Raw genomic sequence first — 23,705 nt, 5'->3', positions numbered from 1 at the left:
TACAAATTTAAATAACGAAATTGAATTTAAGACGATTAATATAAACAGCATTAAACTAGAGCGCGTCAGGCACTGGCGCCCGCTGTGGAAAACTCCAATATCCTATTGCGCCCTGTTCTCTTCGCTTGGTAAAGGGCGCTATCTGCCTGCTGTAACAGTTCCAAAATATCTTTATGCCCTTGCAGACAAGCCACCCCAATACTCGCGGTAAAACTTACAGGTCCCTGAGCCGATTTAATAACAATTTTTGCAATATCTCTATGTACCCTCTGCGCAATACAAACTGTGCCCGCGACATCCGCACTCACCAACAGCGCAAATTCCTCACCACCAATCCGACCAAATACATCCACCTCACGCACATGCTGGGCTATTACTCGTGCTGTCGCACACAGCGCCTGGTCACCAATTAGGTGGCCGTGAATATCATTTATGGATTTAAAATGATCAATATCAAGCATCAACACACCCAGGGGAATCTGCTTGCGCTGGGCTAGTTTTATTAGTAAAGCAGCTTCCTCGAAGAAGCTGCGGCGATTGTATATTCCAGTGAGCGGATCTGTACGCGCCTCTATTTCCGCCCGCACTTTTGCTGCTTGTAACTCCCTTGTGCGCAGCTGTATCAGGTGCTCAAGATCTGTTTTGGAAACTTCCAATTGTTGCAAATATTTTTTTCTGCCTGGTCTTTTTGGGTGCGTAAACGCTGCACCATTAATCCAATCGCAGCCATAATGGCCATCATTTCCACAAATGAAGCTACTGGAGGCCAGTAATAGTTGACCGGATTATGCACCACAAAGCCTAAATCACGCATAGCCTGCACCAGTAAGCCAAGCACCAGGGTGGCCCAACCTATTGCAAATACCGCGGCAGCACTATTACCCTGCCGCCAGCGCACCAAGGCAATTGGCACCACAAGTGGATAACATAACAATGCTACTGTCATGGAAATCTGGGAGGCAGATTTCAACCCCAGCAATACACAAACTAACAGGAAAGCACTGTTAGCCATCATTACCTGTAATAAGTAATCCAGCCTGGGAGTATAGCGCCTGGTTTCCAGGAAAATCCGCGCAAAAATTAGGCCTGTTAAAATCGCGATAGCTCCGCTAATAGTGGTATATCCCCAGTGAAATCCACCACTTACCAGATATTGATGTGTATAACCAAGTACGGTGCCCCACACCAAAATTTTACTGGCGCAATACAGGGAATAAAGGTAGAGAATATTTTCTTTAACCGTAATTGCCCCAACAAACGCAAATAGGGCCATGAGGAAATGGCCTCCGAAAAGGAAGGCTATTAAACTAATCTCGCCCTTGCTATTTTGTTGCAGCTTTTGGGGGCTCCAAATTCGCATACTGGGAAAAACCACTCCCAGCTCACCGGAATCAAATTTTACCAATAATTCCTGTGTAGTCTTGGCTGGCACAATAATTTCAAAAACAAATCGATTGTGCTCTACCTGGCGAGTGTCAAATGGAGCATATATGGATAATTTGGCAAGCTTCCGATAAGGTCCGGCACTGGATAAAGCACGGGAATACACCTGTAATCCCAGCAACTGATGATCCACATACTCAATATGTAATTTGGCTGGCTGGTTTGTGCTATTGCGCAAAGCAAAATGCGACCAGAAAGCACCGGGTTGAATACCGGTTGAGCCCGCAGTTCTCAAGGGGGTAAATGCTCCACGTTCATAGGCAAGTAAAGCATCCGCAATATCACTGTGGCCACCTTTATCATGCCAAGTCTCGTGGAATCCTGTGAGCTTACTTCCATCCTCCAACTGTGATACTTCAATTGGCACATGGGCCCAGGCCAAGGCTGAGGGTAGAAACAGGCAGTTGATAAGTATCAGAGTTAGCGACAATCGGGCAGAACGAAGGTACCACTTTAAGTTTATGGGGCATCGGAGATACAATAACCGCTGTCTTATTATACTTTTCTTCATGCTCTTGGCACGTAGGCGATACAATTCCGCTTTTATAATGTCTTCGACCGGCTCAGTAAATCACAGCCTCTCACGCGGAGAGTCATCTCCAGTTCCGGCAGCAATCGGCTTCAGTATCTTTGGCCACTCCCTGCTGAGCTACTGTCACTTTTAACTCCTCCCATCACGAATACTGCGATGGAACGCCAGAGCTATACAACCTTCGAAACCGTAAAAGATGACGGAGTTCTGACCAATACCATTTAACATCCGCCAGAAAACACTCAAGGCCTAACGGTGATGAGACATCCAAAGTAATAGTTATATATATCTGGACTTAAAGAGAGTCTAGATTCCAACAAGTGACAGGGAAATTAAGCGGATCACCTAATGGCATGGCGTCTTATGTACCCCACGAATGGCCAAACTCAATCACGGCCCTAGAGATCATCAGACAAAGAAGAGAAGCCGATATAGAGAAGACCAAATCTGGCTAACAATAAAATTGAAGCTTATTTGAATTAATTGACCAAACTTATCTCCTACTCTCTCAAAAACTCCATTTTAGCCTGCAAACATACCATTCATGCCTCCACTGAACTCCCCGGTAAAAACACATTACATAACAAGTATGTATTGGTAGATGGTCATTAATTAATCTTTATCCAAGTGGCCTAAAAAAATCACTATGTTTAATAATATTGGTTGGACCGTGAATACAAAGATAAAAGAAATCCAAGTCAATACTTTTACAGGGTTTGATCGTGCAAATACCTGAACAGATTGAATACCTTCTCAGTCAGAGCTTCTCGCTATCGACTAATATCAAATCTAGAAAGATCCTTAAATATCTATATACGCTTCAGCTTGGTTTATTAGCTTTATCTAAACCAGTTGAGGCAGTGCCTTCAATGACAACACCAAACCACAGATGAACATAAGGGCAAACATATAGTAGTGAAAACACTGTGTGCTAATACGCAATATTCAACGTTTCACTGGGTAAACCCCTATGCCCCCCCAATACCTATAGCAATACCCTAGGTAAGTAACTCTTTGGTAATAACTCTAAAGCTAAGGTAGGTCAGTATTTTTGTTCCCTGTAACACCAGAGTGTTCAAAGCTTTGGTGGCAAGCAGATTTTCCTTATCAATACCATAATTCAAAAAAATGGATTTTTTACTGGCCCGATAGCCCCGATGATTCCGGATAAAAAGGCAGTAACAAGTCCCAGTATAAAAAAGTAAGGAAGGCGCATGGGAAACGAATACTTTGTCTTGCCCAAACGGTATTGAAAAACAGTAGACATTAGAAAGACTCCAACAAAAAATTGAAGCCACAGGGGGTGCATCTAAGAACAGATATAGGCCCCAATTTTGGCCCCCAGAATGCTACCGGGCATGATCCAGCAGGCCACCTTCCAGTTGATATAGGACCAAAAAAACAAAGCCCTGAAGGGAGCAGCATCACGCTGCTAATTGTGACAGTCGGTGCAACCAAGTGAGGACCCAGGAGAAAACCTACCATTGGTACTAGCAACATGGCCCCGCCACCGGCGGCCAGAGTACAGACATACCAGGATAGAGCGCCAAAAACCAGGAGAGTTGCAGCTATCATTAGTTGGCAGCCTCAACCACTCAAAGCACTCTCCTGAAAGTATCCATCCAAAACCACAGCCGACAAACCCAGCCAACAAATACAGTCCAGAGAGGCAATCAGTAAACCGGTGGTCGCCAAAGCACCCCTCAATGCTGCTATCAGGGGGTGCTCAGAAAGTGTATGCCGATTAAATAGAGAAGAATTGCTGGATGCCCACCAAAACACTTGTGGTGGCCACAGAGGCGAGAATTAGGCCCATCACCCGACTGACGATGCTGGCACCAGCATCACCAATAAAGCGATAAATCCAGTTAGCAGTCAGTAACAGTGCAATGACTACAGCGAGTACCGCCAGCATGGCCGATGCGGTGTTTAATTGGTGAAGTAAATCAAAGCGGTGATTATCAGTCAGCACTACTGCGGCAAGCATGGCCCCTGGCGAAGCAATGGACGGCACTGCCAGCGGAAATATGGCAGTCTCATGCCCTTCTTTGACGATTTCCTTTTCCCGCTCGGGCTTACCCTCACCAAAAATCATTGTGAGGGCAAATAGAAATAGCACTACACCACCTGCAACCTGGAATGCGGATAGAGGCACCCCAATGGCCTCCAGTAGAAACTGACCTGCGATCAGGAAGAACAGCAGAATACCAGCCGCCACCAGTACAGAAAGCCAGGCGATTTTACGTTTTTGCCACTCTGCATGGCGGGAAGTCACTGCAATGAATACCGGCAGGGTACCCACCGGGTCGATTACAGCAAAGAAAAAGACAAAACTACTGATCCAATCGTTCAATTGGTACTCCGGCGTGCCGTGCTACTATCCGCTTATTCCTTGCCGCGGGGAGACCGGCAAGCACCACAGCAATATTGCCCGGGCCATCCCCGATGCCATAGGGAATGGCCTCCGCGGTGGAAAAGCTTAACCTGAAACTCAGTAAAAAAGTCTAGTGCATGACCAATCACTCACCGACCGCCCGCCGCATCGCGAAGACCATCCTGAATGGTTTTGATGCGTATTTTGCAGACTACCAGAACATCACCCTGGGCGCCAAGGCGCGCTTTGAGACCGCCTCCTGGCAAGCCGCACACCAGGCCAATAAGGAGCGCATTGATCTATACAAGACCAAGGTCAATCAGGTGCTCAAGCTGGTACACTCCGTCACTAGCAAAGACACCAGCCAACTGGATCTATGGCGGGATGCACGCGCAACTTACGCACAACTAATCGCCAGCCATAGCAATTACGAAATCGCGGAAACATTCTTTAACTCAGTGTTTTGTAGCCAGTTTAAACACGCCAATATCCACGATAGCAATATTTTCGTTAAACCTTCCCGCCCCCGGAAGACAAGCCGCTGCGGGATTACAGTATCTATATCAGCTATAGCGGGCGCGCCGGCCTGGAAAACATGATTGAGGATATCCTCAAGGATTTCAGCTTTTCTGCACCCTGGGAAAATATGCAGCGGGATATTGAAAATATCTGTAGGGCGCTACGTGGACGCCCCCTTGCAGACCTGGAAAATGAAAAATTGCTGCGCGTGGATATGCTGGAGTCAGTTTTCTACCGCAATAAGGCCGCCTATCTGGTTGGGCGCATGATATTCCATGGTGAGGTAGTCCCCCTGATCCTCCCCTGTCTGAACAACGGTCGGGGCAGTATCTTTGTAGACACCTTGCTGCACAGCAATGACTCCGCCAGCATTATCTTCAGTTTCACACGCTCCTATTTTATGGTGGATGCACCGATTCCTTCCCGCTTCGTGCGCTTTCTCTCTACCATTATGCCTCTAAAGGAAAAATCGGAACTGTATAACTCCATAGGCTTCCACAAGCATGGCAAAACGGAGTTTTATCGCCATATTCTCGCCCATATGAAAGTGAGTAATGACAAATTTGTGATTGCTCCTGGCATCAAGGGCATGGTGATGAGTGTATTTACGCTACCCTCTTATCCGGTGGTATTCAAAGTCATCAAGGACCGTTTTGATCGCCCCAAAACTGTCACCGAGAAAATTGTGAAGGAGAAGTATAAGTTTGTTTCCCGCTCAGACAGGGTCGGGCGTATGGCTGACACCCAGGAGTACACCAATTTTATTTTCTACCGTAACCGCTTTAGTGATGAATTACTGGAAGAACTACAAAAACTCGCTCCCTCCAAGCTGCTGATCGATGACAAGTGGGTAATCATCAAGCATCTCTATGTAGAGCGGCGTATGGAGCCCCTTAACCTCTATCTGCAAAATGCCAATGAAGAGGAAACAAGAGAGGCTATGGAAGAATACGGCAATGCAATCAAGCAGCTGGCCGCTGCCAATATTTTTCCCGGCGATATGCTACTGAAGAACTTTGGAGTCACCCGTCATGGCCGTGTCGTCTTCTACGACTACGATGAGCTTTGCCCTCTGACAGAGTGCAATTTCCGCAAGATCCCCGAAGCACAGACCGCAGAGCAGGAGCTGGCGGATAAGCCCTGGTATACGGTAGATGAGGCAGATGTTTTCCCCGAGGAATTCCGCCTATTTTTCTCTGGCAACCCTGTTGCTCGCGCAGCCTTTGAGAAGCAACACAGCGATCTTTACGATTACCGCTATTGGAGACGACTACAGGACCGTATTCGCGCTGGACATGTGGAGAGCGCCTTCCCTTACCGGCGCAAGTGGCGCTTCCACCGTCGAGCACCGGCTATCGCAAGGAAAAAGTAAGTGCTCAATCTGTGACTATATTGGTAGGAGGTATTTCCTATTAGAACAGGTGATAAGTGCGCATATTTGCATGGGCCACAACCCCAGTGGCCCTGGCTTTATTATTTGCCAAGGGCTGCGGTTACCTCCCCAGCGAAATGACCATTGCCGGGAAAGAAAAAGCGCCACCGCCCCACGCTCGCATCACAGGCAAACCCCAAGTGGTCAGCTGTGCCACCCCAGCCAGGGGTTTCGCCCAATCGCTTTTGATGCGCTCTACACCTTTACAGGCGATGAACGCCAACCATTCCAAGAGAAAACCAGTATTCCGGCGCAATTTGATGTGGAAGCCTATGTATGGGGCAGTGAACGCTGTGCTCCTAGCGCCTTCTGCAAGCGCGGAGACTATTATTGGCTAATTGGTCGCGGGCCGGGAAATGAGTTCAATACCTGGGTGGTTACACCTCAATACCCGAGGATGATTATTCAATCTCCTTGTTACGAATGGCTTCGGATCGGACAGCGCTATCGCTTCTCTTTTAGCCGTGGGAAGCTGGTAGGATTCAGCCGAGACTAGGTGAGTGCTGATTACTGTGGGCGCTTTTTAAGGTAGCGATAAATAGCATCTTGAGAACGACACCCCTTACGATCACTATTGGCAATTCTGGTATTACTTTGCTTTGCATCCATAACCCGGGCCTTTTGATTGTCACTCCATTGCAGCTCCAGTATTTTCCGTACAGTCTCACGATGCTTACTATTGGCCAGGGGAAAAGTAACTTCCACTCGATGATCCAGGTTACGGGTCATCAAATCTGCCGAGGACAGCCACATAATCTCCTCACCACCGTTGTGGAATATATAGACACGCGCATGCTCCAAGAACTTATCCACCAAACTGATAACCTGGATATTGTTGGAGAGTCCCGCAGTTTCACATACTAACGAACACATACTCCGCACAATAATTCTAACCTGCACACCAGCAGCACTTGCACTATAAAGCCGCTCTATCATCTGACTATCCACCAAGTTATTGCATTTTATGAACAACTCGGCCTGATCACCTCTTTGTGCAGCTTCGATTTCCCGATCTATTGCCCCCAGCAGGGCTGCGCGGTTGGTCAGTGGGGAAACCGCGATATGCTGGAATACCGGGCGACGTCGAGTACGCTGGATAAATTCGAAGACATTGTAAACATCCAGGCCCAGATCCTGGTTATTAGTTAACAAACTAAAATCACAATAAATTCGCGCGGTACTCTCATTAAAATTACCTGTTCCCAGATGACTGTAGAATTTATCCTTGCCCTCTTCCCGCCGAACAATAGAGATTAATTTGCAATGAACTTTTAATCCGGGAACGCCATAAATTACCTCCACTCCCGCATCGGATAACTCCTTGGACCAATGGATATTGGCTAGCTCATCGAATCTCGCACGCAACTCAACTACTGCAATCACCTTTTTATTATTGCGCACTGCATTTATCAAAGCAGCAACCACCCGTGAGTTTTTTGCAACCCGATATAAATTGATACGAATTTCCCGCACCTGGGAATCTATAGCTGCAGAGGCCAGCAAATTGGTGATGACACGAAAATCATGATAAGGGTAATAATAAAGTCGGTCTGCACTGCGAATTTGTGCAAAAGCACCCCCATCACTCGGCAGCGTAGGCAGTGGCACCAACGGCTTGTAGGTATAACGCCCAGAGTCCGCTGGAAATTTCATCAGGTCTTTGGAATTGTGGTAGCGGCCACCTGGTGTATAAGTATCGTAACGCCCCATCTTTAATTTTTTTCACCAAATTAAGGAGCACTTCGGGCATTTCTGCATCATAGGCAAGGCGCACTGGATCAGCACGTTTACGTCTCTTGAGTGATTTTTCTATACGATCTACAAGATTCTGGGTGATTTGCTCGCCCAGCTCCAGCTCGGCATCGCGACTGATCTTGAACATGAATGCCTGCGCCGAGCGAATGGGCAACACTTGGCGAAACACCTCTACCAAACAGGCCCGTATAATATTGTCCAGAACGATATAAACCTTTTCCCGCTTACCTTCACGGGGTGGAATCACTACAAAACGGGATAGAGTATTAGTGGGAATTTCCATAGCGGCATAGCGCCGACTGCCATCTTTTAGGCGGAGGAAAATCGCAAAATAAATACTCGCCTCATTAAGTAGCGGCATAGTATCGCGGTCATCAATAAAGAAAGGCTCCAGCTCAGGCAACACTTCGCGATGAAAGTAATCCTCTACAAACTTACGCTGGCGCTCGCTGAGCTTATTCTCCCTAACCACATGGATGTTATGTTTATCGAGATCAGCCAGTACTTTGGCGTAAGCACGTGCATAGCGCCGCTGAAGACGTAACACTCGCTCATTAATTTGCCCCAATAGTTTGGCAAAATGCCTCTTCTGTTGTTCACCAACGGCAAAGGCCGCGAGGCGACGTACATCCGCTACACGAACCCGGAAGAATTCATCGAGGTTATTGGAGAAGATCCCCAGGAAGCGCACCCTCTCAATAACGGGTACTGTTTCATCTTCCACTTCCTGCAACACCCGCTCATTAAACGACAGCCAACTCAACTCTTTGGGGTATAGGGGCGTATCGTTAAACATCGACAATCTGCCAAACATCTCAGCCGCAAATGAATTTCCCCATCCCAGAGGGCTTGGAGTGAGCGTGTCCCAAGCAGTCAATTTAGAAGGCGCAGTAATAAGCGGAAACGAGGCACTACTGCAGAAAAGAGGATTTACACGCTTTTCGCCAATTTCAGGGGCGTATTCCCGCCAGATTGAAACAATCTAAGTGGGCACAGGGTTATACAGTTAATAGTAGAGCAGTTTGCCGTCTCAATTAACGCGGGTGCCAGGATGTCGATGCAATCACCAAGTGAACGCTACGCAGCGCTCGACCTGGGTTCTAACAGTTTCCACCTGTTATTGGCGGAATTTCGCGGTCAGCGCATGGTGCGCCTGCATACAGACCGTGCCATGGTGCGCCTGGCTGAGGGACTGGATGCCGAACGTAATCTGGATCCAGCGGTGTCGGAACGTGCATTGGCAGCTCTCAACCGTTTCCAACCCGTACTGGATAAACTACCGACCGATCATATTCGTGTGGTAGGCACCAACACCCTGCGCGCTGCAGCGGCCAACGCAGACGGTTTTCTCGAAGAGGCGGAATCCATCCTGGGGGTGCCAGTGGAAATCATCAGCGGCATTGAAGAGGCTCGCCTGATTTACTCAGGTGTAATGGCCGCCGCTGACGGTCCACCCCGGCTACGCTGCATAATCGACATCGGTGGCGGCTCCACCGAACTGGTGCGCGGTAGTGAGTCCCCAGAGCAATTGCAAAGCCTGTACATGGGTTGTGTTTCCTACAGCAAGCGCTACTTCGCCGATGGCATTATTAGCAGGCAGACCATCAATCATTTCAAGCACGCTCAGCGCGCTGCACGTGCGGAGCTTCAGGAGCTCCAGCACATGGCCGCCGAAGCTGAAGTAGTAGGCTGCTCAGGTACCATCAAGGCGGTATCTCGAGTACTGAACGGTGGCGAAGTAGAGGATATCAGACGCGAGGATATTGATCGCCTGGCGCAAGAGGTGGCCCAAGCCGAGCATATCGCCGATTTGAATTTGCCCTATCTCGATGAGGAGCGCCGCCCTGTATTCGCTGCGGGCCTGGCAATTTTGCACGCTATTTTTTGCGAGCTGGATATCCAGCGCATGGAGGTCTCACCTTATGCAATACGCGAAGGCATAGTGCACGACCTGGCTGGCCGCCTGCATGGAGGGGACAGGCGTGCGGATACAGTGGCCTGGGTAATGCAGCGCTGGCAGATAGATGCCAACCAGGCTCGCCGCGTAAGTGATACTGCCCTTAAGCTATTACAGCAACTGCGTCCCGGATATCCGCCGGAAGGGCGCCAGCGATTGCGCTGGGCCATACAACTCCATGAAGTTGGTTTGGCCCTGACGCACAGCAGCTTTCGCAAGCTCGGCGCTTTTATGATCAAACACGCTGATCTGGCCGGGTTTTCCAAGGGTGAACAGGAGCACTTGTCCTATCTCGTGCGCAACCAGCGCGGACGAATAAAGCACCCCAAAGAACACTACGGCTTCCACCCCAGCCCCGACCTGCTTCTGTGTCTGCGCCTGGGCTGTATCATTCACCGCGATCGCACCGAACGCACATTGCAAGGAATCAACCTGGCCGACCAGGGAGATGCCTACCGCTTGCAAATTGAACGTGAGTGGCTGGATAGCAGCCCGGCTATTGAGGAGCTGCTCTACCAGGAAGAACAGCATTGGCAATCACAGACACGCCCATTGCGCCTACTTGCGGTATAGACACCACTGTGAATAGTTATCGATACCGGTAACATGCCCGTTAATATCAATTTTTATCCTAAGCCCAGAATCTATGAAGCTCAGCGAAGTTACCCTCAGCCACCACTATGCAGATCTGGGCGACGCCTTCGGCACGCGAATAGATCCCACCCCCTTCGATCACCCCCAGTTGATCGACACCAATCCAAAAGTCATGCAGCTACTCGGTATCGATGCATCTGAGATAGAAAATGCCGCATGGGCGCAACTGGGCTGTGGCGCCAAACTATTTCATGGCAGCCGCCCCTTTGCCATGAAGTACACAGGTCATCAGTTTGGGGTCTACAACCCGGACCTGGGTGACGGCCGCGCATTGCTGCTGGGAGAAATCGAAAATGCCGGACGGTGTTGGGAGCTGCACCTTAAAGGTGCCGGCAAAACCCCCTACTCCCGTTTTGGCGATGGCCGCGCGGTATTGCGCTCCACTATTCGCGAGTACCTCGCCGGTGAGGCCTTAAGCGGCCTGGGTATTCGATCCACCCGTGCACTATGTATTGTTGGCAGCGACGAACCGGTAACACGTGAACAGATTGAAAATGGCGCCATGCTGATCCGAGTGGCCGAGAGCCACGTGCGCTTCGGCCACTTCGAATACCTGTTTTACACTAAACAACTACAAGCCCTGCAACAGCTCATCAGTGAAATCTGCCAGCGCTTTGTGCCAAATTCACAAGGGCTCGGTGTCCGCGAGCAGGCTGAGGCGATGCTGCGATTTACCACTATGCGCAGCGCCGAACTGGTAGCTGGTTGGCAGGCAGAGGGCTTTGCCCACGGAGTGCTCAATACCGACAATATGTCGATTATCGGCGATACCTTTGATTTCGGCCCCTATGCCTTCCTTGACGACTACGACCCCACGTTTATTTGTAATCACTCAGATCACACAGGCCGCTACGCCTTCGAACAGCAGCCGGGTGTCGTATTGTGGAATTTAAACGCGCTCGCCCACGCCCTGTCCGGATTTGTTGACGTGGAAACATTGCGTGATTGTTTGGAGCAGTTTCAGCCCCAGGTCACCCGCACCTATGCTGCACGTATGCGCGCCAAGCTTGGGCTCACCACAGAAGAGGATGGCGATCCAGCACTCTGTGCAGATCTACTAAAACTGTTACAACAGGGTGAGGCGGACTATGCCCGTTTCTTCCGCGCATTGGCACACTATCGCGGCGAACGCCCAGCAGCTGGGTTATGTGAATGTATCGCAGCAGTTCAACACGATGCGCTGGATCAATGGCTGGGGCATTACGATCGACGCCTGTCACGTGAGAATAGTAATTCCCGCACGCGCAACCGCGCCATGTTAGCAGTAAACCCCAAATATATTCTGCGTAACTATTTGGCACAGAAAGTCATCGAGGCAGCCGGACAAGGTGATTATTATCCCCTGCGTACTTTGCGCAATTTGCTGCAATCACCGTTCGAGGAACACCCGGAGCATGAGGCCTGGTCTGCCAGACCACCTGAATCCGGCAAGCGTATTCCCCTAAGCTGCTCCTCATAAAGCGGCAAAACTGGTACGAAAATCAGATAAAAAGCGGTTAAATGCGGCTAACTGCCGGATATATGCGGCTAATTTTTGCCCGATGGTGACTATCCTCCTGCCGCCAACGATGACTTCATGTAAGATCTGGGTCACCACTTAACAGAGGAACTCCTACAGATGATCAAAAACCTGCTCCTGGCCGCTTTCGGCCTGATGTTCGCCCTGCAGGCCAGTGCCGCAGATGTTGTAGGCAAGTGGCGCACTGTCGACGATGAAACCGGCCAGCCCAAGTCTATCGTGGAAATTTACGAAAAGGATGGAAAGTACTACGGGAAAATTGACCAGTTGCTGATGAAACCCAATGACACCGTCTGCGAGAACTGCCCCGGTGATCTGAAGGGTAAACCTCTCGTTGGCATGGATGTGATCACCGGCATGGCGAAGAAAGGTGATAAATACGAAGGCGGAGAGATTATGGACCCGGTCACAGGCAAGGTATACGACTGCAAGTTCTGGCTGGAGAACGACGACACCCTGAAGGTGCGCGGTTACCTTGGTTTCTTCTACCGCACCCAGACCTGGCACAGAGTTCAGTAATTAAATATTAAGAAGGCCCATCTCGCGGGCCTTCTTAATATTCCCACTCTATCTGTTCTGGCAAGGGAAGCCCTTCCCCTGCAAACTTTTCGTTTTTACAGGACCACCCTGCCACTCTCATCGGTTGAGGCTCGGGCCGAAACCACCTTGGCATCCTCGCTGGTGTCGATACGCACCTTTGCACTCATACCGGCCCGTAACTGCGGCGCATCCTTTAGAGGATAGAGACGCAAGCGCACCGGCACTCTCTGTACTACTTTCTTCCAATTGCCGCTGGCATTCTGCGGAGGCGTCAGGGCAAACTCGCTACCACTAGCCGGGCTCATACTGTCCACCTGGGCCTGCCATTCGAAATCAGGATAAGCGTCGAGCGTCACCTCTGCCTGCTGACCGGTACGTACCTTGGCTAGCTCAGTTTCCTTAAGATTGGCTTCCACCCAAAGACCGCTAGACCCAATCATATTGAGCAAGTTAAGTCCGGCAGTGGCCATCTCCCCAACCTGGGGCACGGTATTGGCGATGGTGCCATCTACTGGCGCAATAATACGCGTACGAGACAGTTGATAGTTGGCCTTATCCAACTGTGCCTGGGCCACTTTGAGATCCGCCTGATCTTCCAAAGCAGAACCAGGATCGCCTCCCAGCTCTGCCCGCAGGCTGGACAGTTTTTCTGCATTGATAGTGATCTGTGCCCGAGCCCGCTCCAATTGCTGACGCGCACTATCCAGCTCCGCTTCAGAAAAAGCCACTTTGCCTAGCTTTTCGTTGCGCTCCAGTTGGCGCCGGTAAAAATCTGCATCTTTGCGCGCCTGTTGTAAGGCGGCATCGGCCTCCGCATATTCGGCGCGGCGGGCCAGCAAGTCATTGCGCACCTGTGACAAACGGGCTTCTGCCTCGGTGACCGCCAACTCAAAGGCTGTGCGGTCGATCTGAATTAACAGCTGACCCTTGCTCACCACTTGGTTGGCACTCACCAGTACCTTGGTGACCACACCGCTGACTTCTGGTGCCAGGGAGACTTTATCCGCCTTCACATAGGCATTCTCTGTCTCGACGATATCGCCACTGCCAAACAGGCTCCAGCCAACCGCCAGCGCAGCAAGCACCAGGACCAGTATGAGCCCCAGTTTGCGCTGTGTGGTTCGATCCAGGTTTAGATTCAGCTTGTCAGTCAAATTCAATCTCTTCGCGTGTCAGGTTTTTGCGCAATCGCTCCAACAACGTTTGCAGCTGTATTACTTCCTCCGGGGAAAAACCATCCAGGGCTTGGGCGCGAGTCTCTTTTTCGAGCCCATCCAACAAAGCCATGGCCGGTTCCGCCTGCCCGGTCAGGTAAATACGAAAGCAGCGTCTGTCCTGCGGGTCAGGGCGCCGCTCTACCAGCCCTTCCCGCTGCAGGTTATCGAGTTGGCGCGCCAGGCTAATCGGCGCCATATCAAGGCACTCAGCCAATTCTGCCTGCTTCTGCCCCTGTTGCCGCACCAGATGCCACAGCACCTGCCAGCGGGAGCCGCTGAGACTATGACCCCTGGCTCGGCGGTCAAAGTTGCGCCGCAGTAAACGCGCCGCGCTGTGTAGCTCCAGGCTCACCCCAGTCGCAATATCCTCGCCCTGCGTATCTTTCCCTGACATGCCTAAGACTCCCTTTTTGAGGGCGCTCATTATAAGCCTGCTTATTATTTCATCAATGTATCAGTTATCAATACGGGATTAGCAATAAAAAAGGCGGTCAGAATGACCGCCTTTGCCAGCACAGGTGGACTTCAGCTTACTTTTCCAATACCTCAATCCGATCGACCTTCTGGAATCCCCGTGGCAGCTTATTACCACGGCGACCGCGCTCGCCGCGGTAATGATCCATCTCTGCGATCTTAATCTTGGTATGACGCTTTCCAGCGTGGACAACCAGCTGGCTCTTACCCTCCAGCACGGCAACACCCACCACAACTTCCTCACGGCTCGCTGCGCGGGCCGAGGTGATATTGATAATCTTATTACCCTTGCCCTTCGCCAACTCAGGCAATTCGGTGACAGGGAATACCAGCATACGTCCTTCCGAGGTTACTGCCGCCAGCAGGGCCTCCTGTGGATTTTCCAGTAAATGAGGTGGCAGCACCTGCGCTCCCTTGGGCAGGGTCAGCATGGCCTTGCCAGCCTTATTGCGCGACTGCAGATCCGAGAGCTTGGCAATAAAGCCATAGCCGGCATCGGAGGCCAGTAAAACCCGTTGTTCGTCCGGCCCCATGAGCAGCCCCTCAAAGGTGGCACCGGAGGGTGGATTGATTCGCCCGCTCAGCGGCTCGCCCTGCCCTCGCGCCGACGGTAGAGTATGAGAGGCAATGGAATAGCTGCGCCCTGTGCTATCAAGTAACAGCGCCGGCTGGTTGCTCTTGCCTCGTGCGGCGAAGCCGAGACTATCCCCAGCCTTGTAACTCAATGCCGCCGCATCAATTTCATGGCCCTTGGCCGCGCGAATCCAACCCTTTTCGGAAACCACAACAGTGATGGGATCGGAAGACAGTAACTCCGCTTCGCTAAACGCTTTGGACTCTTCACGGGCAACGATGGGGGAACGACGCTCATCACCAAATTCTTTGGCCGCCGCCAATAGCTCTTTCTTGATCAGCGTCTTCAGGCGACGTTCGCTATCCAGAGTTTTAGTTAGAGTATCACGCTCTTTCTCCAGCTCAGCCTGCTCACCACGAATTTTCATCTCTTCCAGACGCGCCAACTGGCGCAGCTTGGTGTCGAGAATGTAGTCTGCCTGGATATCCGTGAGCTCGAAACTCTCCATCAACTCCTGTTTGGGTTCATCGCTGGTGCGGATAATTTCGATCACCTCATCGAGATTGAGGAAGGCGATCAACTGCCCGGCAAGCAGGTGCAGGCGTTTCTCAACTTTGTCCAGGCGGAACTGTAGGCGGCGGCGGGTGGTAGTTGCCCGGAAAGTCAACCACTCTCGCAGGATCTTATCGAGGGACTTCACCTGGGGGCGGCCATCGATACCGATCATATTCATATTGACGCGGTAGTTGCGCTCAAGATCGGTGGTGGCGAACAGGTGGTTCATCACCGATTCCATATCCACCCGGTTGGATTTCGGCACAATTATCAGGCGCGTGGGATTTTCGTGATCCGACTCATCGCGAAGGTCATTCACCATAGGCAGCTTCTTCGCCTGCATCTGCTGGGCGATCTGCTCCAGCACCTTGGCACCACTCACCTGGTGGGGCAGCGCGGTAATCACGATATCACCGTCTTCCTTGCTCCATAGGGCGCGCATCTTGATAGAGCCGCGACCGGAAGTGTAAATCTTACGAATATCATCGCGCGGCGTAATTATCTCTGCTTCAGTGGGCATATCCGGGCCGAGAATATGCTCACACAGCTCTTCTACTGTGGACTTGGGGTTTTCCAGCAGCGCCACAGTCGCGTTGACCACTTCGCGCAAGTTGTGCGGCGGAATATCTGTAGCCATACCCACGGCAATACCGGTGGTGCCGTTCAATAGAATATTGGGCACCCGTGCCGGAAGAACACAGGGTTCATCCATGGTGCCGTCAAAGTTCGGCTGCCAATCGACTGTGCCCTGCCCCAATTCCGACAACAGTACTTCCGAATATTTACCCATGCGCGACTCGGTGTAACGCATGGCGGCAAAGGACTTGGGATCATCCGGCGAGCCCCAGTTGCCCTGACCGTCGATCAATGGATAGCGGTAACTGAACGGCTGTGCCATTAACACCATTGCCTCATACACGGCACTATCACCGTGGGGATGGTACTTACCGATCACATCGCCGACCGTACGCGCGGACTTCTTATACTTGGCGGTATTCTTCAGGCCCAGCTCGCTCATGGCATAGACGATACGCCGCTGCACCGGCTTTAGGCCGTCTCCGATATTCGGAAGGGCGCGATCCAGGATCACATACATGGAGTAATCCAGATACGCCTTCTCGGTGTACTCCTTTAACGGCAGGCGCTCTGTGGCCTCATAGACAGAGGTGTCGGTCATACAGCACTCGTTATTCGATTCGGAAGGAGCGGATTATGGCGGACTGGGGCGGGAGGTTCAAAGGGAAGCAATGAGTGTTAAAAAGATATATCGCGGAACTGGAGTAGGAGTAGGAGTAGGAGTAGGAGTAGGAGTAGGAGTAGGAGTAGGAACTAGCTTCCACTTCTCAGCTAACCTAGCAAAGCAGTACAAACCACTGAGTCAAATTCACACGACAGATGTATAAGCATTTTAGAATACTGGCAGGAAACTAAAACCACTAACTACAAAGTAGTTAGCAAGTAACCCCTGATATGCCTCAACTAAAATTAGAGACACTGAGTATCGGCTCACTTGAAAAAATAGCGCTGGATGTACCGCCGGGAGAAGTCATCTGCCTATCCGGCTCCTCCGGCTCCGGTAAAAGCCGCCTACTCAGAGCTGTGGCTGATATAGAGCCCCATAATGGCAAGATATCTCTTGATGACAAAGAACAGAATAAAATACCTGGCCACCAGTGGCGTCGCCAAGTCATGCTGGTACCGGCACAGAGTGCCTGGTGGTATGAGACTGTCGGTGAACACTTTAATAAACCGATGGACGAAGCCTTAAAGGTATTCGGGTTTCCCGCAGAGGCCACAGGGTGGCAGGTGAGCCGGCTCTCTTCGGGAGAAAAGCAACGCTTGGCGCTTATTCGCGCTCTCTCCTATGAACCAAGTGCGCTTTTACTGGATGAGCCCACTGCCAATCTCGATGTGGAAACCACGAATAAAGTAGAAAAGTGGCTGCTTGCTAAGATTCAAAAACATCAATACCCGGTAATCTGGGTGGCCCACAGTAAAGAACAGATACAGCGAGTGGGCAGCAGGCATTTTGAGATTCAGGGAAGCCATCTTGTGGAGCGGGAGATATCACAATGAGTGTGATCGACCTGACCTGGTGGCAGTTATCGCTGGCTGCGGCGCTGGTGGTTGCCCTGGCAATTTGCACCCATATCGCACGATTACAGCTCGGCAAGCCACTGATTGTCGCGGCAGTACGCACTGCGGTTCAATTGGCGCTTGTCGGAGTCATACTGGAAGCCCTGTTCGCTGTTGGCACCCTGTTATGGGTCAGCCTGCTGGGATTGGCAATGTTATTGTTTGCCGGGCAACAAGTCGTCTCACGGCAAAAATATCGCCTGCGTGGAGGCTGGAGTTTTGCCATTGGCACTTTATCCATGCTGGTTTCCGCATTTAGCGTCACAATACTGAGTCTAGTGGTGCTAATCGGTCCTCAGCCCTGGTACCAACCTCAATACTCTATTCCCCTCCTGGGAATGCTTCTTGGGAATACCATGACCGGCGTTGCCCTGGGCCTGGATCGACTAACAGAAAGTATGCGGCGCTCAAGCGATATTATTGAAAATCGCCTAATGCTGGGCGAAACCTGGCGGCAAGCCAGTATTGAATTTCGCAGAGACGCAATGCGCGCGGGATTAATGCCAACAATCAATTCGATGGCTGCAGCCGGCATTGTATTTCTGCCAGGTATGATGACTGGGCAGATACTAGCTGGTACATCCCCCACAGTCGCAGTGAAATATCAAATTTTGATTATGTTTACTATTGCTGCTGGTACAGGGTTTGGTACTTTTGTCTCTGTTGGTATGTGTGCGAAACATCTCTTTGATCAGAGAGAGAGGTTATGTATAGATAGATTAAAGGAGTTAAAATCACCTTGATTTAATCTAAGTTACTCAATAGCAGCGCAAGTGTTACAAGACAAATTAAAATACCTTTATTTAGAGTATTAATTGAGTCTGAATTATTATCAAAATATTAAAGCTCCTTTAAAGGTAACCTTCTGGAAAGGTAATTTTCTGGAAAGGTAACCTTCTGGGTATTACTGATTGCTGTGAGCTGAGAATCCCCGACAATATCCCAAGACATACATTCCAAGAATTAAATTTGCCCACGACTCCGATATTTCCATCTTTATTCATAATATCAAAGCCAGGAGTTGCTTCCCGAAATACAGTGGCACCACCATAGGTCAATTCAGCAAGGAGCTCAGACTCACCACTAATATTGTAAGAAATAGGAAAACCAAATTCGACACTTTCAATTTTATCCCAATAGGCTCCCCCAGCTGTAATACAAGCAGAGTCAGTACCCCAACCCCAAAAAACTGGAGCATTGAATAGATTACCTGCGACTGGTTCCTTGACAGTGCTAAATTCAATAGCCATATAGGTTTCGGGCCCAAATATGCATGATAGAAAGAAGCAGTTTCTCTTGAAATGCCTCTAATGCGCTTATGCGAAGACCAATCCGTTTCTCAAGGTCAGGATGTAAATAAGTCTGCTCGATGCCATTAACTCGATCGAGGTAACCAAAAACATCCGTCTTAATAGGAAAGGTATCGGTATACTTGTCTGAAAAATTAGTACCTGAGTCAACTAGCTGTAGTTTCCCATGGAATTCCAGCAACCCATCGGGAGTACACAAATGAAAAAAGACTGGAAAAGGCGTTAACGCTGGCAAACAGCCAGCGTTTTCAAATTAATCACGTAGCTTTTTATGGCCGACCTAAAAATAAAACTAGAGCGGCTATAATCAAACCAACTAACAAAATCCAAACCCCTCTCAACATCAAGGAGCGTGCATATTCTGCCTCTTTATAGCGCAGCGCATAGGGAATACCGGTGATTGGACCCAAGAAAATGGTAATGATACCCCAAACCCAATGCTTGTTACCCAATGCTGTAAGGGCTGCCATTAGTCCCCCAAACCAGCATAAGGTAACACCGATCACACACACCACAAGTGCAATGATTGACCACCACTGGTTAGCCAGGAAAATTTCTACAATTTGAGTTTCTGTCATGGTGACCTATTACTCCCTATTACTACTCGGTCATTAGAATACCTGCTCCCCGGTTGACAACTCTCTGATTATCCATCCAAGCCAGGGAAAGATACCCCCAGTAAGGCGGCACCTATGAATGGCATATAATAACCTTTAAGCGGAGCAAATAGTCTCCTTAAATAAAAGCAAGAAAGTTGGCAAGCACTTACTCTCCTGAAAACTCAGTCACAAGCTCTAGTCCCGTGATATTCCTGGTCTCATTGGCAAAAGCATAATATTCCGGCTTTTCATCGATAAAGATCTGATGAGTCATTTTTACTTCTTTAGGTAGATTTAAAATTCCCGCTGGTATTGAATACTGCTGGGTTTCTTTTAAACGGTAAAAAAGATGAGATCCACATTTGGAGCAAAAGCCACGCTCTGCCCAGTCTGAGGAGTCAAATACGGAGATATGCTCCTCTCCAGAGATCTCAACATTGGTTTGGCAGTCCACCGCCAACAAAGGACCACCACCCCACTTTTTACACATTCCGCAGTGGCAGACACCCAAATTTGATGATGGTAACGAGGCCTTAAGGGTAACAGAACCACACAGACAACTTCCTTGTACTTGATTAGTACCGCTCATATTACATCCCCTCTGTAATGAACAACTTTATTATCAGTGTCAGTATTTGCCAGCAAACACTGTCATCAAAAGAAAACTACACGCTTGGAGGGAATCACACAAGGGTTCCGATGAATACTTCTGGACTAAAGATCACACTAAGATCTCTATAAGTTCTCATTTATGAGACTTGGTTCTAACCAAAGTTAGTTATATCTTCCAGCGAGCTTCATAAATTATGAGTCACTTTTCCTATCTTAGACCTGAAGCCTCCCCCAGGAAATATTCAGTCACTTACATGGTGCAGGACCATCAATATTAAAAACATTTGAAGCAGCAATGAGAAGCCCCTCAGAACTATCTCGTGGAGAACGTGAATTAATAGCAGTATTTATTTCCTCCTTGAATGGATGTCGATACTGCTATCTATCCCATGCAGAAGTCGCACGCGAATATGGAGAGGCTGATGAACTTATAGAAGCTGCGCTTTCAGGTGTTATCACTCAGTTTCCCCAAAAGCTGCAAATAATTTTTAGTTTCGCTGCGAAAGTGGCTGAAAATGCTCATTCGATCTCGAAAGAAGATATTGCAGATGCTATTAGTGCTGGATGGAAGGAGCAAACAATATTAGATGTTGTCTTCGTCGTATCCTGCTTTTCTCTAGTTAATCGCTTAGTATCCGCCGCAGGTATAGAACCCTTATCACAGCAAGGTAATATAGAGGCAGGTAAATTTATTGCGCAACAAGGCTACTATCAAGATAACAAGTCAAAGTAATTTTACAAATCTTGATTAATTTGAAAACTCGACTCTGGGCTGGCCAAAATCTCTTCCATTGTAATCTGGTGCGCAGGGGATCAATTCCGCCGCTGGAATGCCTGCATCAATAAGATATCGCTCAACTTTTCGACTACGCTCTTGTGCCAGCTTCTCAAACTCTTCACGCAAGAAAATAGGGGGGTTATGGTAAAAATCAGCAAGGAGACGGCGGCTACCTCTTAGGCCTACGGTAGACTCAGGATACATTGCGCTCCAGTCTCTGGCATTAGCTATACCGCACACTCCGGGGCGGGCCTTCGGATGTTTATGCAGTACAGTTACCATTTGCTGTAATTGCCCCATAGCCAAACTACTTAATTCTGAGCTGCCAGGAGCAAACTCAATTGAATCAAAGTCTTTTGCCATAAATCGTCCCCACGCCAACTTAACCAGCAGGTAAATTCCATAGGGAGTTAGGTAGCTTAACAAAGCATCGAAGATGGCTTTTTGCAGTAATTCACTGAAGACAAAGGATAGAGAAAACTTAGGATCTCGAATATTACCGGTTACAGGCATTCCAAATTTCACATTTCCCTGGCCATCTTTCAGCAACCATAAAGCCACATTTAATGGGATAATTTTTGATTTAACGGGCAGCTGGTCATCCTTACGAACACGACGCACTTTGATTTTTTCTAGCTCAACATCAGCAAAAGCATTCAATTGATTTTCCCGCACATGAATGCTAACCACCGCGTCCATTTGTCCTTGTAATATCTTATAACCAAGTAACTTAGCCATATAGGGAGTGGCCGGAATAAGATTTACATTCTCCATATACCCCGTTAAATCAGCATCCCATATGTTCTCCCCTAAGTAATCGATAGTTCCCCCCAGTTGAATGTCACCAAAACCACCAGGCCTGCCATTCGCTACCAACACTGCCGGTGGGTGTTCGCCGAGATTGCTAAAATGGCTCAAATTTAGATTGATATCACGTACGGGCAGCCGAGCTCGAAACTCGTCCTGCCGATCAACCCAGGTGAAAGTGCCATGTCGAAGATGAACATCCCTTATATGGTAGGAAAGGGGGTCATTTTTTTCTCTCTCAACAGAAAGTCTGTTTACCCCTTTAAACCCTCTTAGCTCAGCTATTTCTTGCTTTATTGGGAATCTACCCCGCTCATCCCGCACTAAAATAAACCGCGGCTGTAGAAAATCAATAAATTCTACATTTAGTAATTTATAACGCCTATCGAAACTAAATCCTTCAATATGCAGTAATCTAAAGTCCCCCACTGTGCTATGTCGATGATACTCTGGCTCAACTGGATTCCTGTTAAAAAAGTGAAAATGAACCGCTTCCCCCAGGAAAATCGCCACTCCTGAGCACTGATCGCAAATTGTGAAAGCGTTATACTCTCCCCCTCCACTAGCAGTTCACCTTGGGGAGAAAAAAGATCAATTTTTTTCGCCTTTAGTAAATTGAACTCCAGGCCCTGTCCAGCTGTAAAACCTCCATCCAGTTCCAAATCCCCCAGCCTGAAACAATGATCTCCCTCATCGAAATAGCCGTTGGGTATACAACTGGCAATATTATTCAATTGCAACTGCTGTACATGTACTGATCCAGAGCTGAAGCGTAGTTGTCTCACCCGTAGACTTTCTGTTTTTAACAGCTGTTCCGGTAGTGCCTGCGAAAATCCTGCTGCATGCATCTGTATATTTGCCGAACTAATATCGAAGACTTTAAATATTCTTCCGGAAAGCGTATTTTTACTTACTACTTTGCCAAGTTTCAGCCGTTCTAACTGATAACAAGGCGCTATCTTTCGGTCTTTAAGTAATCCTGCCGGAAGACAACCACTTATGTTGCCAACTTGTATCAGTGATTTCCCCTCGAAGGAAATATTATCCAATTGCAAGTTAGGTACCCTAATCGGTTTAGTATTTCTACGCACTAAAGACAATCCACTTAGCTCCATTGAACCCTTAAGAGAAAATGGTCTACTGAGTGATATTTTTTGCACACCAGGCATCAGGAGCTGGTCGAGCCCATAGCAACGTCGCGTATCCCCCGGGCTAGCCTGTTTCAATAGATGAATATTTACCTTCCTGTCGGAGTCAGGTAAACAGACCCTGATATTTTCCAGGCGAAAATTCGTAACGGAAAAATCTCCATCACCATCCCAGGTCATGCGCTGCCAGCTCATCTGTTGCAAGCCAGCCTGCAAGTAATTATTCCCTTTTTGCCAAAAAGCAACTGGTGCAGTTTGCATAGGTCCAAAATCCAAAAGAGCTGTATTTTCATTTAATCCAATACGAACCGGTCCTCTATTGAAGCGCAATCGAGGAGTTTCAATGCAATCAGCCAGCTGAAACCTATTTGCCTCACTAGGTAATAGCCTGTGCAAACCACAGATAAGAATGTTATCAATTTCCAGATGGTACAGATCGAGTGTATTGTGCGAGAAGGCGATTTTATCGACGGACAGCTTTGAGAGCTGCCAAAGTGGTTCTCCTGTTCCTATAGAAGTAAATTCTGTCTCTCCAATAGATAAGCCGCTACTACCAACTGAGTATATTTCTTTACTGAACACACAATGTGGCAATCGTTCTGCGGAATTTAAATGGCTAGGCAAGCAGGCAAATAGCGACTCTATGGATAAGTCCTGCATTTCTACCATAGAGTCTTGTGTGTTATTGCCAGACCATAGAAACTCCAGCTCAGGTATGGATAGTTTCTGGATTTCCAGTAATGGAATATTGCCACTTCCCAAAAGCTGCA

General features: G+C 48.9%; 22 protein-coding genes and 1 pseudogene. 9 read left to right on the top strand and 14 right to left on the bottom strand.

Annotated features, from left to right (window positions below; genetic code table 11):
* Positions 1–65 precede the first annotated feature (65 nt).
* From P3339_RS02875 to P3339_RS02865, 3 genes are all read right to left on the bottom strand, one after another.
* Positions 66–665 (bottom strand): GGDEF domain-containing protein, encoded by a 600-nt coding sequence (locus tag P3339_RS02875; protein WP_282952374.1) that lies wholly within the window; start codon positions 663–665, stop codon positions 66–68.
* On the bottom strand, positions 623–1,810 hold the full coding sequence (locus tag P3339_RS02870) for a 7TMR-DISM family protein (protein WP_282952373.1): 1,188 nt from the start codon (positions 1,808–1,810) through the stop codon (positions 623–625). Before P3339_RS02870 ends, P3339_RS02875 begins: the two co-directional genes overlap by 43 nt.
* Positions 1,811–3,719: 1,909 nt before the next feature.
* Entirely contained in the window at positions 3,720–4,328 is a 609-nt protein-coding gene (locus P3339_RS02865; RefSeq protein WP_020414444.1) for a MarC family protein, read from the bottom strand.
* A 158-nt stretch (positions 4,329–4,486) separates the two neighbouring features.
* On the opposite strand from P3339_RS02865, the gene P3339_RS23285 reads away from it, so the two are divergent.
* The 3 genes from P3339_RS23285 (at position 4,487) to P3339_RS02855 (ending at position 6,796) form a co-directional block, all read left to right on the top strand.
* A complete protein-coding gene (locus tag P3339_RS23285; protein ID WP_353056876.1) occupies positions 4,487–4,948 on the top strand; it encodes an isocitrate dehydrogenase kinase/phosphatase AceK regulatory subunit in 462 nt (153 codons plus the stop codon).
* A complete protein-coding gene (gene aceK, locus P3339_RS02860) occupies positions 4,945–6,240 on the top strand; it encodes a bifunctional isocitrate dehydrogenase kinase/phosphatase (RefSeq protein ID WP_353056875.1) in 1,296 nt (431 codons plus the stop codon). Before P3339_RS23285 ends, aceK begins: the two co-directional genes overlap by 4 nt.
* A gap of 70 nt (positions 6,241–6,310) precedes the next feature.
* Positions 6,311–6,796 carry a hypothetical protein gene (locus tag P3339_RS02855; protein ID WP_282952372.1) on the top strand — a complete coding sequence of 162 codons (486 nt, stop codon included), beginning with the start codon at positions 6,311–6,313 and terminating at the stop codon, positions 6,794–6,796.
* An 11-nt stretch (positions 6,797–6,807) separates the two neighbouring features.
* On the opposite strand, the gene ppk1 is transcribed toward P3339_RS02855, so the two are convergent.
* Together ppk1 and P3339_RS02845 are read right to left on the bottom strand one after the other, a co-directional pair.
* On the bottom strand, positions 6,808–8,010 hold the full coding sequence (gene ppk1 / locus P3339_RS02850; RefSeq protein ID WP_282952371.1) for a polyphosphate kinase 1: 1,203 nt from the start codon (positions 8,008–8,010) through the stop codon (positions 6,808–6,810).
* 67 nt (positions 8,011–8,077) lie between these two features.
* Positions 8,078–8,851 (bottom strand): annotated as a pseudogene (locus tag P3339_RS02845) (polyphosphate kinase); the annotation flags it as partial.
* Between the two features lie 261 nt (positions 8,852–9,112).
* Here P3339_RS02845 and P3339_RS02840 point away from each other — a divergent pair.
* Both P3339_RS02840 and P3339_RS02835 read left to right on the top strand, forming a co-directional pair.
* Positions 9,113–10,585, top strand: coding sequence for a Ppx/GppA phosphatase family protein (locus P3339_RS02840; protein ID WP_282952370.1), 1,473 nt, complete (start codon positions 9,113–9,115; stop codon positions 10,583–10,585).
* Positions 10,586–10,658: 73 nt separating this feature from the next.
* Complete coding sequence (locus P3339_RS02835; protein WP_282952369.1) at positions 10,659–12,125, top strand: protein adenylyltransferase SelO; 1,467 nt, start codon at positions 10,659–10,661, stop codon at positions 12,123–12,125.
* Here P3339_RS02835 and P3339_RS02830 read toward each other — a convergent pair.
* Positions 12,120–12,263, bottom strand: a complete 144-nt coding sequence (locus tag P3339_RS02830) for a hypothetical protein (RefSeq protein ID WP_282952368.1) — start codon at positions 12,261–12,263, stop codon at positions 12,120–12,122. The genes P3339_RS02835 and P3339_RS02830 overlap by 6 nt on opposite strands.
* Positions 12,264–12,284: 21 nt before the next feature.
* On the opposite strand from P3339_RS02830, the gene P3339_RS02825 reads away from it, so the two are divergent.
* Positions 12,285–12,704 carry a DUF2147 domain-containing protein gene (locus tag P3339_RS02825; protein WP_020414438.1) on the top strand — a complete coding sequence of 140 codons (420 nt, stop codon included), beginning with the start codon at positions 12,285–12,287 and terminating at the stop codon, positions 12,702–12,704.
* A 95-nt stretch (positions 12,705–12,799) separates the two neighbouring features.
* Here P3339_RS02825 and P3339_RS02820 read toward each other — a convergent pair whose 3' ends face one another.
* The 3 genes from P3339_RS02820 to parC all read right to left on the bottom strand — a co-directional run bounded on the left by P3339_RS02820 (position 12,800) and on the right by parC (position 16,722).
* Positions 12,800–13,879 (bottom strand): HlyD family secretion protein, encoded by a 1,080-nt coding sequence (locus P3339_RS02820; protein WP_282952367.1) that lies wholly within the window; start codon positions 13,877–13,879, stop codon positions 12,800–12,802.
* Positions 13,872–14,336 carry a MarR family winged helix-turn-helix transcriptional regulator gene (locus tag P3339_RS02815; protein ID WP_157533593.1) on the bottom strand — a complete coding sequence of 155 codons (465 nt, stop codon included), beginning with the start codon at positions 14,334–14,336 and terminating at the stop codon, positions 13,872–13,874. The genes P3339_RS02820 and P3339_RS02815 overlap by 8 nt, the downstream gene beginning before the upstream one ends.
* Positions 14,337–14,472: 136 nt before the next feature.
* Positions 14,473–16,722, bottom strand: coding sequence for a DNA topoisomerase IV subunit A (gene parC, locus P3339_RS02810; protein ID WP_020414435.1), 2,250 nt, complete (start codon positions 16,720–16,722; stop codon positions 14,473–14,475).
* Positions 16,723–17,015: 293 nt separating this feature from the next.
* Here parC and P3339_RS02805 point away from each other — a divergent pair, with 293 nt between their 5' ends.
* Positions 17,016–17,621: an ABC transporter ATP-binding protein gene (locus P3339_RS02805; protein WP_020414434.1), complete on the top strand. Its 606-nt coding sequence runs from the start codon at positions 17,016–17,018 to the stop codon at positions 17,619–17,621.
* Positions 17,618–18,424, top strand: coding sequence for an ABC transporter permease (locus tag P3339_RS02800; protein WP_020414433.1), 807 nt, complete (start codon positions 17,618–17,620; stop codon positions 18,422–18,424). Before P3339_RS02805 ends, P3339_RS02800 begins: the two co-directional genes overlap by 4 nt.
* A 108-nt stretch (positions 18,425–18,532) precedes the next feature.
* Here the strand turns inward: P3339_RS02800 and P3339_RS02795 are convergent, their stop codons facing one another.
* The 3 genes from P3339_RS02795 to P3339_RS02785 all read right to left on the bottom strand — a co-directional run bounded on the left by P3339_RS02795 (position 18,533) and on the right by P3339_RS02785 (position 20,179).
* Complete coding sequence (locus tag P3339_RS02795; RefSeq protein WP_282952366.1) at positions 18,533–18,931, bottom strand: hypothetical protein; 399 nt, start codon at positions 18,929–18,931, stop codon at positions 18,533–18,535.
* A gap of 329 nt (positions 18,932–19,260) precedes the next feature.
* On the bottom strand, positions 19,261–19,569 hold the full coding sequence (locus P3339_RS02790) for a hypothetical protein (protein ID WP_282952365.1): 309 nt from the start codon (positions 19,567–19,569) through the stop codon (positions 19,261–19,263).
* A 187-nt stretch (positions 19,570–19,756) separates the two neighbouring features.
* Positions 19,757–20,179, bottom strand: coding sequence for a GFA family protein (locus P3339_RS02785; protein WP_282952364.1), 423 nt, complete (start codon positions 20,177–20,179; stop codon positions 19,757–19,759).
* 261 nt (positions 20,180–20,440) lie between these two features.
* Here P3339_RS02785 and P3339_RS02780 point away from each other — a divergent pair, with 261 nt between their 5' ends.
* Positions 20,441–20,935 carry a carboxymuconolactone decarboxylase family protein gene (locus P3339_RS02780; RefSeq protein ID WP_353056909.1) on the top strand — a complete coding sequence of 165 codons (495 nt, stop codon included), beginning with the start codon at positions 20,441–20,443 and terminating at the stop codon, positions 20,933–20,935.
* A gap of 15 nt (positions 20,936–20,950) precedes the next feature.
* On the opposite strand, the gene P3339_RS02775 is transcribed toward P3339_RS02780, so the two are convergent.
* Together P3339_RS02775 and P3339_RS02770 are read right to left on the bottom strand one after the other, a co-directional pair.
* Positions 20,951–22,216, bottom strand: a complete 1,266-nt coding sequence (locus tag P3339_RS02775; protein WP_502867314.1) for a DUF748 domain-containing protein — start codon at positions 22,214–22,216, stop codon at positions 20,951–20,953.
* On the bottom strand, positions 22,153–23,697 hold the full coding sequence (locus tag P3339_RS02770; RefSeq protein WP_282952362.1) for a hypothetical protein: 1,545 nt from the start codon (positions 23,695–23,697) through the stop codon (positions 22,153–22,155). Before P3339_RS02770 ends, P3339_RS02775 begins: the two co-directional genes overlap by 64 nt.
* Positions 23,698–23,705 lie beyond the last annotated feature (8 nt).

The sequence above is a fragment of the Microbulbifer sp. MLAF003 genome, assembly GCF_030012965.1.
Taxonomy (GTDB): Bacteria; Pseudomonadota; Gammaproteobacteria; order Pseudomonadales; family Cellvibrionaceae; genus Microbulbifer; species Microbulbifer variabilis.
Note: the sequence above shows the minus strand (reverse complement) of the source record. Positions and strands in the feature narration are given on the sequence as shown.

Excerpts from the sequence above, each read along its gene's own strand:
- P3339_RS02785 (WP_282952364.1), bottom strand. The coding sequence starts at position 20,179 with ATGAGCGGTACTAATCAAGTACAAGGAAGTTGTCTGTGTGGTTCTGTT.
- P3339_RS23285 (WP_353056876.1), top strand. The coding sequence starts at position 4,487 with ATGACCAATCACTCACCGACCGCCCGCCGCATCGCGAAGACCATCCTG.
- P3339_RS02825 (WP_020414438.1), top strand. The coding sequence starts at position 12,285 with ATGATCAAAAACCTGCTCCTGGCCGCTTTCGGCCTGATGTTCGCCCTG.
- P3339_RS02805 (WP_020414434.1), top strand. The coding sequence starts at position 17,016 with ATGCCTCAACTAAAATTAGAGACACTGAGTATCGGCTCACTTGAAAAA.
- parC (WP_020414435.1), bottom strand. The coding sequence starts at position 16,722 with ATGACCGACACCTCTGTCTATGAGGCCACAGAGCGCCTGCCGTTAAAG.
- aceK (WP_353056875.1), top strand. The coding sequence starts at position 4,945 with ATGATTGAGGATATCCTCAAGGATTTCAGCTTTTCTGCACCCTGGGAA.
- ppk1 (WP_282952371.1), bottom strand. The coding sequence starts at position 8,010 with ATGGGGCGTTACGATACTTATACACCAGGTGGCCGCTACCACAATTCC.
- P3339_RS02855 (WP_282952372.1), top strand. The coding sequence starts at position 6,311 with ATGGGCCACAACCCCAGTGGCCCTGGCTTTATTATTTGCCAAGGGCTG.
- P3339_RS02815 (WP_157533593.1), bottom strand. The coding sequence starts at position 14,336 with ATGTCAGGGAAAGATACGCAGGGCGAGGATATTGCGACTGGGGTGAGC.
- P3339_RS02790 (WP_282952365.1), bottom strand. The coding sequence starts at position 19,569 with ATGACAGAAACTCAAATTGTAGAAATTTTCCTGGCTAACCAGTGGTGG.
- P3339_RS02795 (WP_282952366.1), bottom strand. The coding sequence starts at position 18,931 with ATGGCTATTGAATTTAGCACTGTCAAGGAACCAGTCGCAGGTAATCTA.
- P3339_RS02840 (WP_282952370.1), top strand. The coding sequence starts at position 9,113 with ATGCAATCACCAAGTGAACGCTACGCAGCGCTCGACCTGGGTTCTAAC.
- P3339_RS02800 (WP_020414433.1), top strand. The coding sequence starts at position 17,618 with ATGAGTGTGATCGACCTGACCTGGTGGCAGTTATCGCTGGCTGCGGCG.
- P3339_RS02835 (WP_282952369.1), top strand. The coding sequence starts at position 10,659 with ATGAAGCTCAGCGAAGTTACCCTCAGCCACCACTATGCAGATCTGGGC.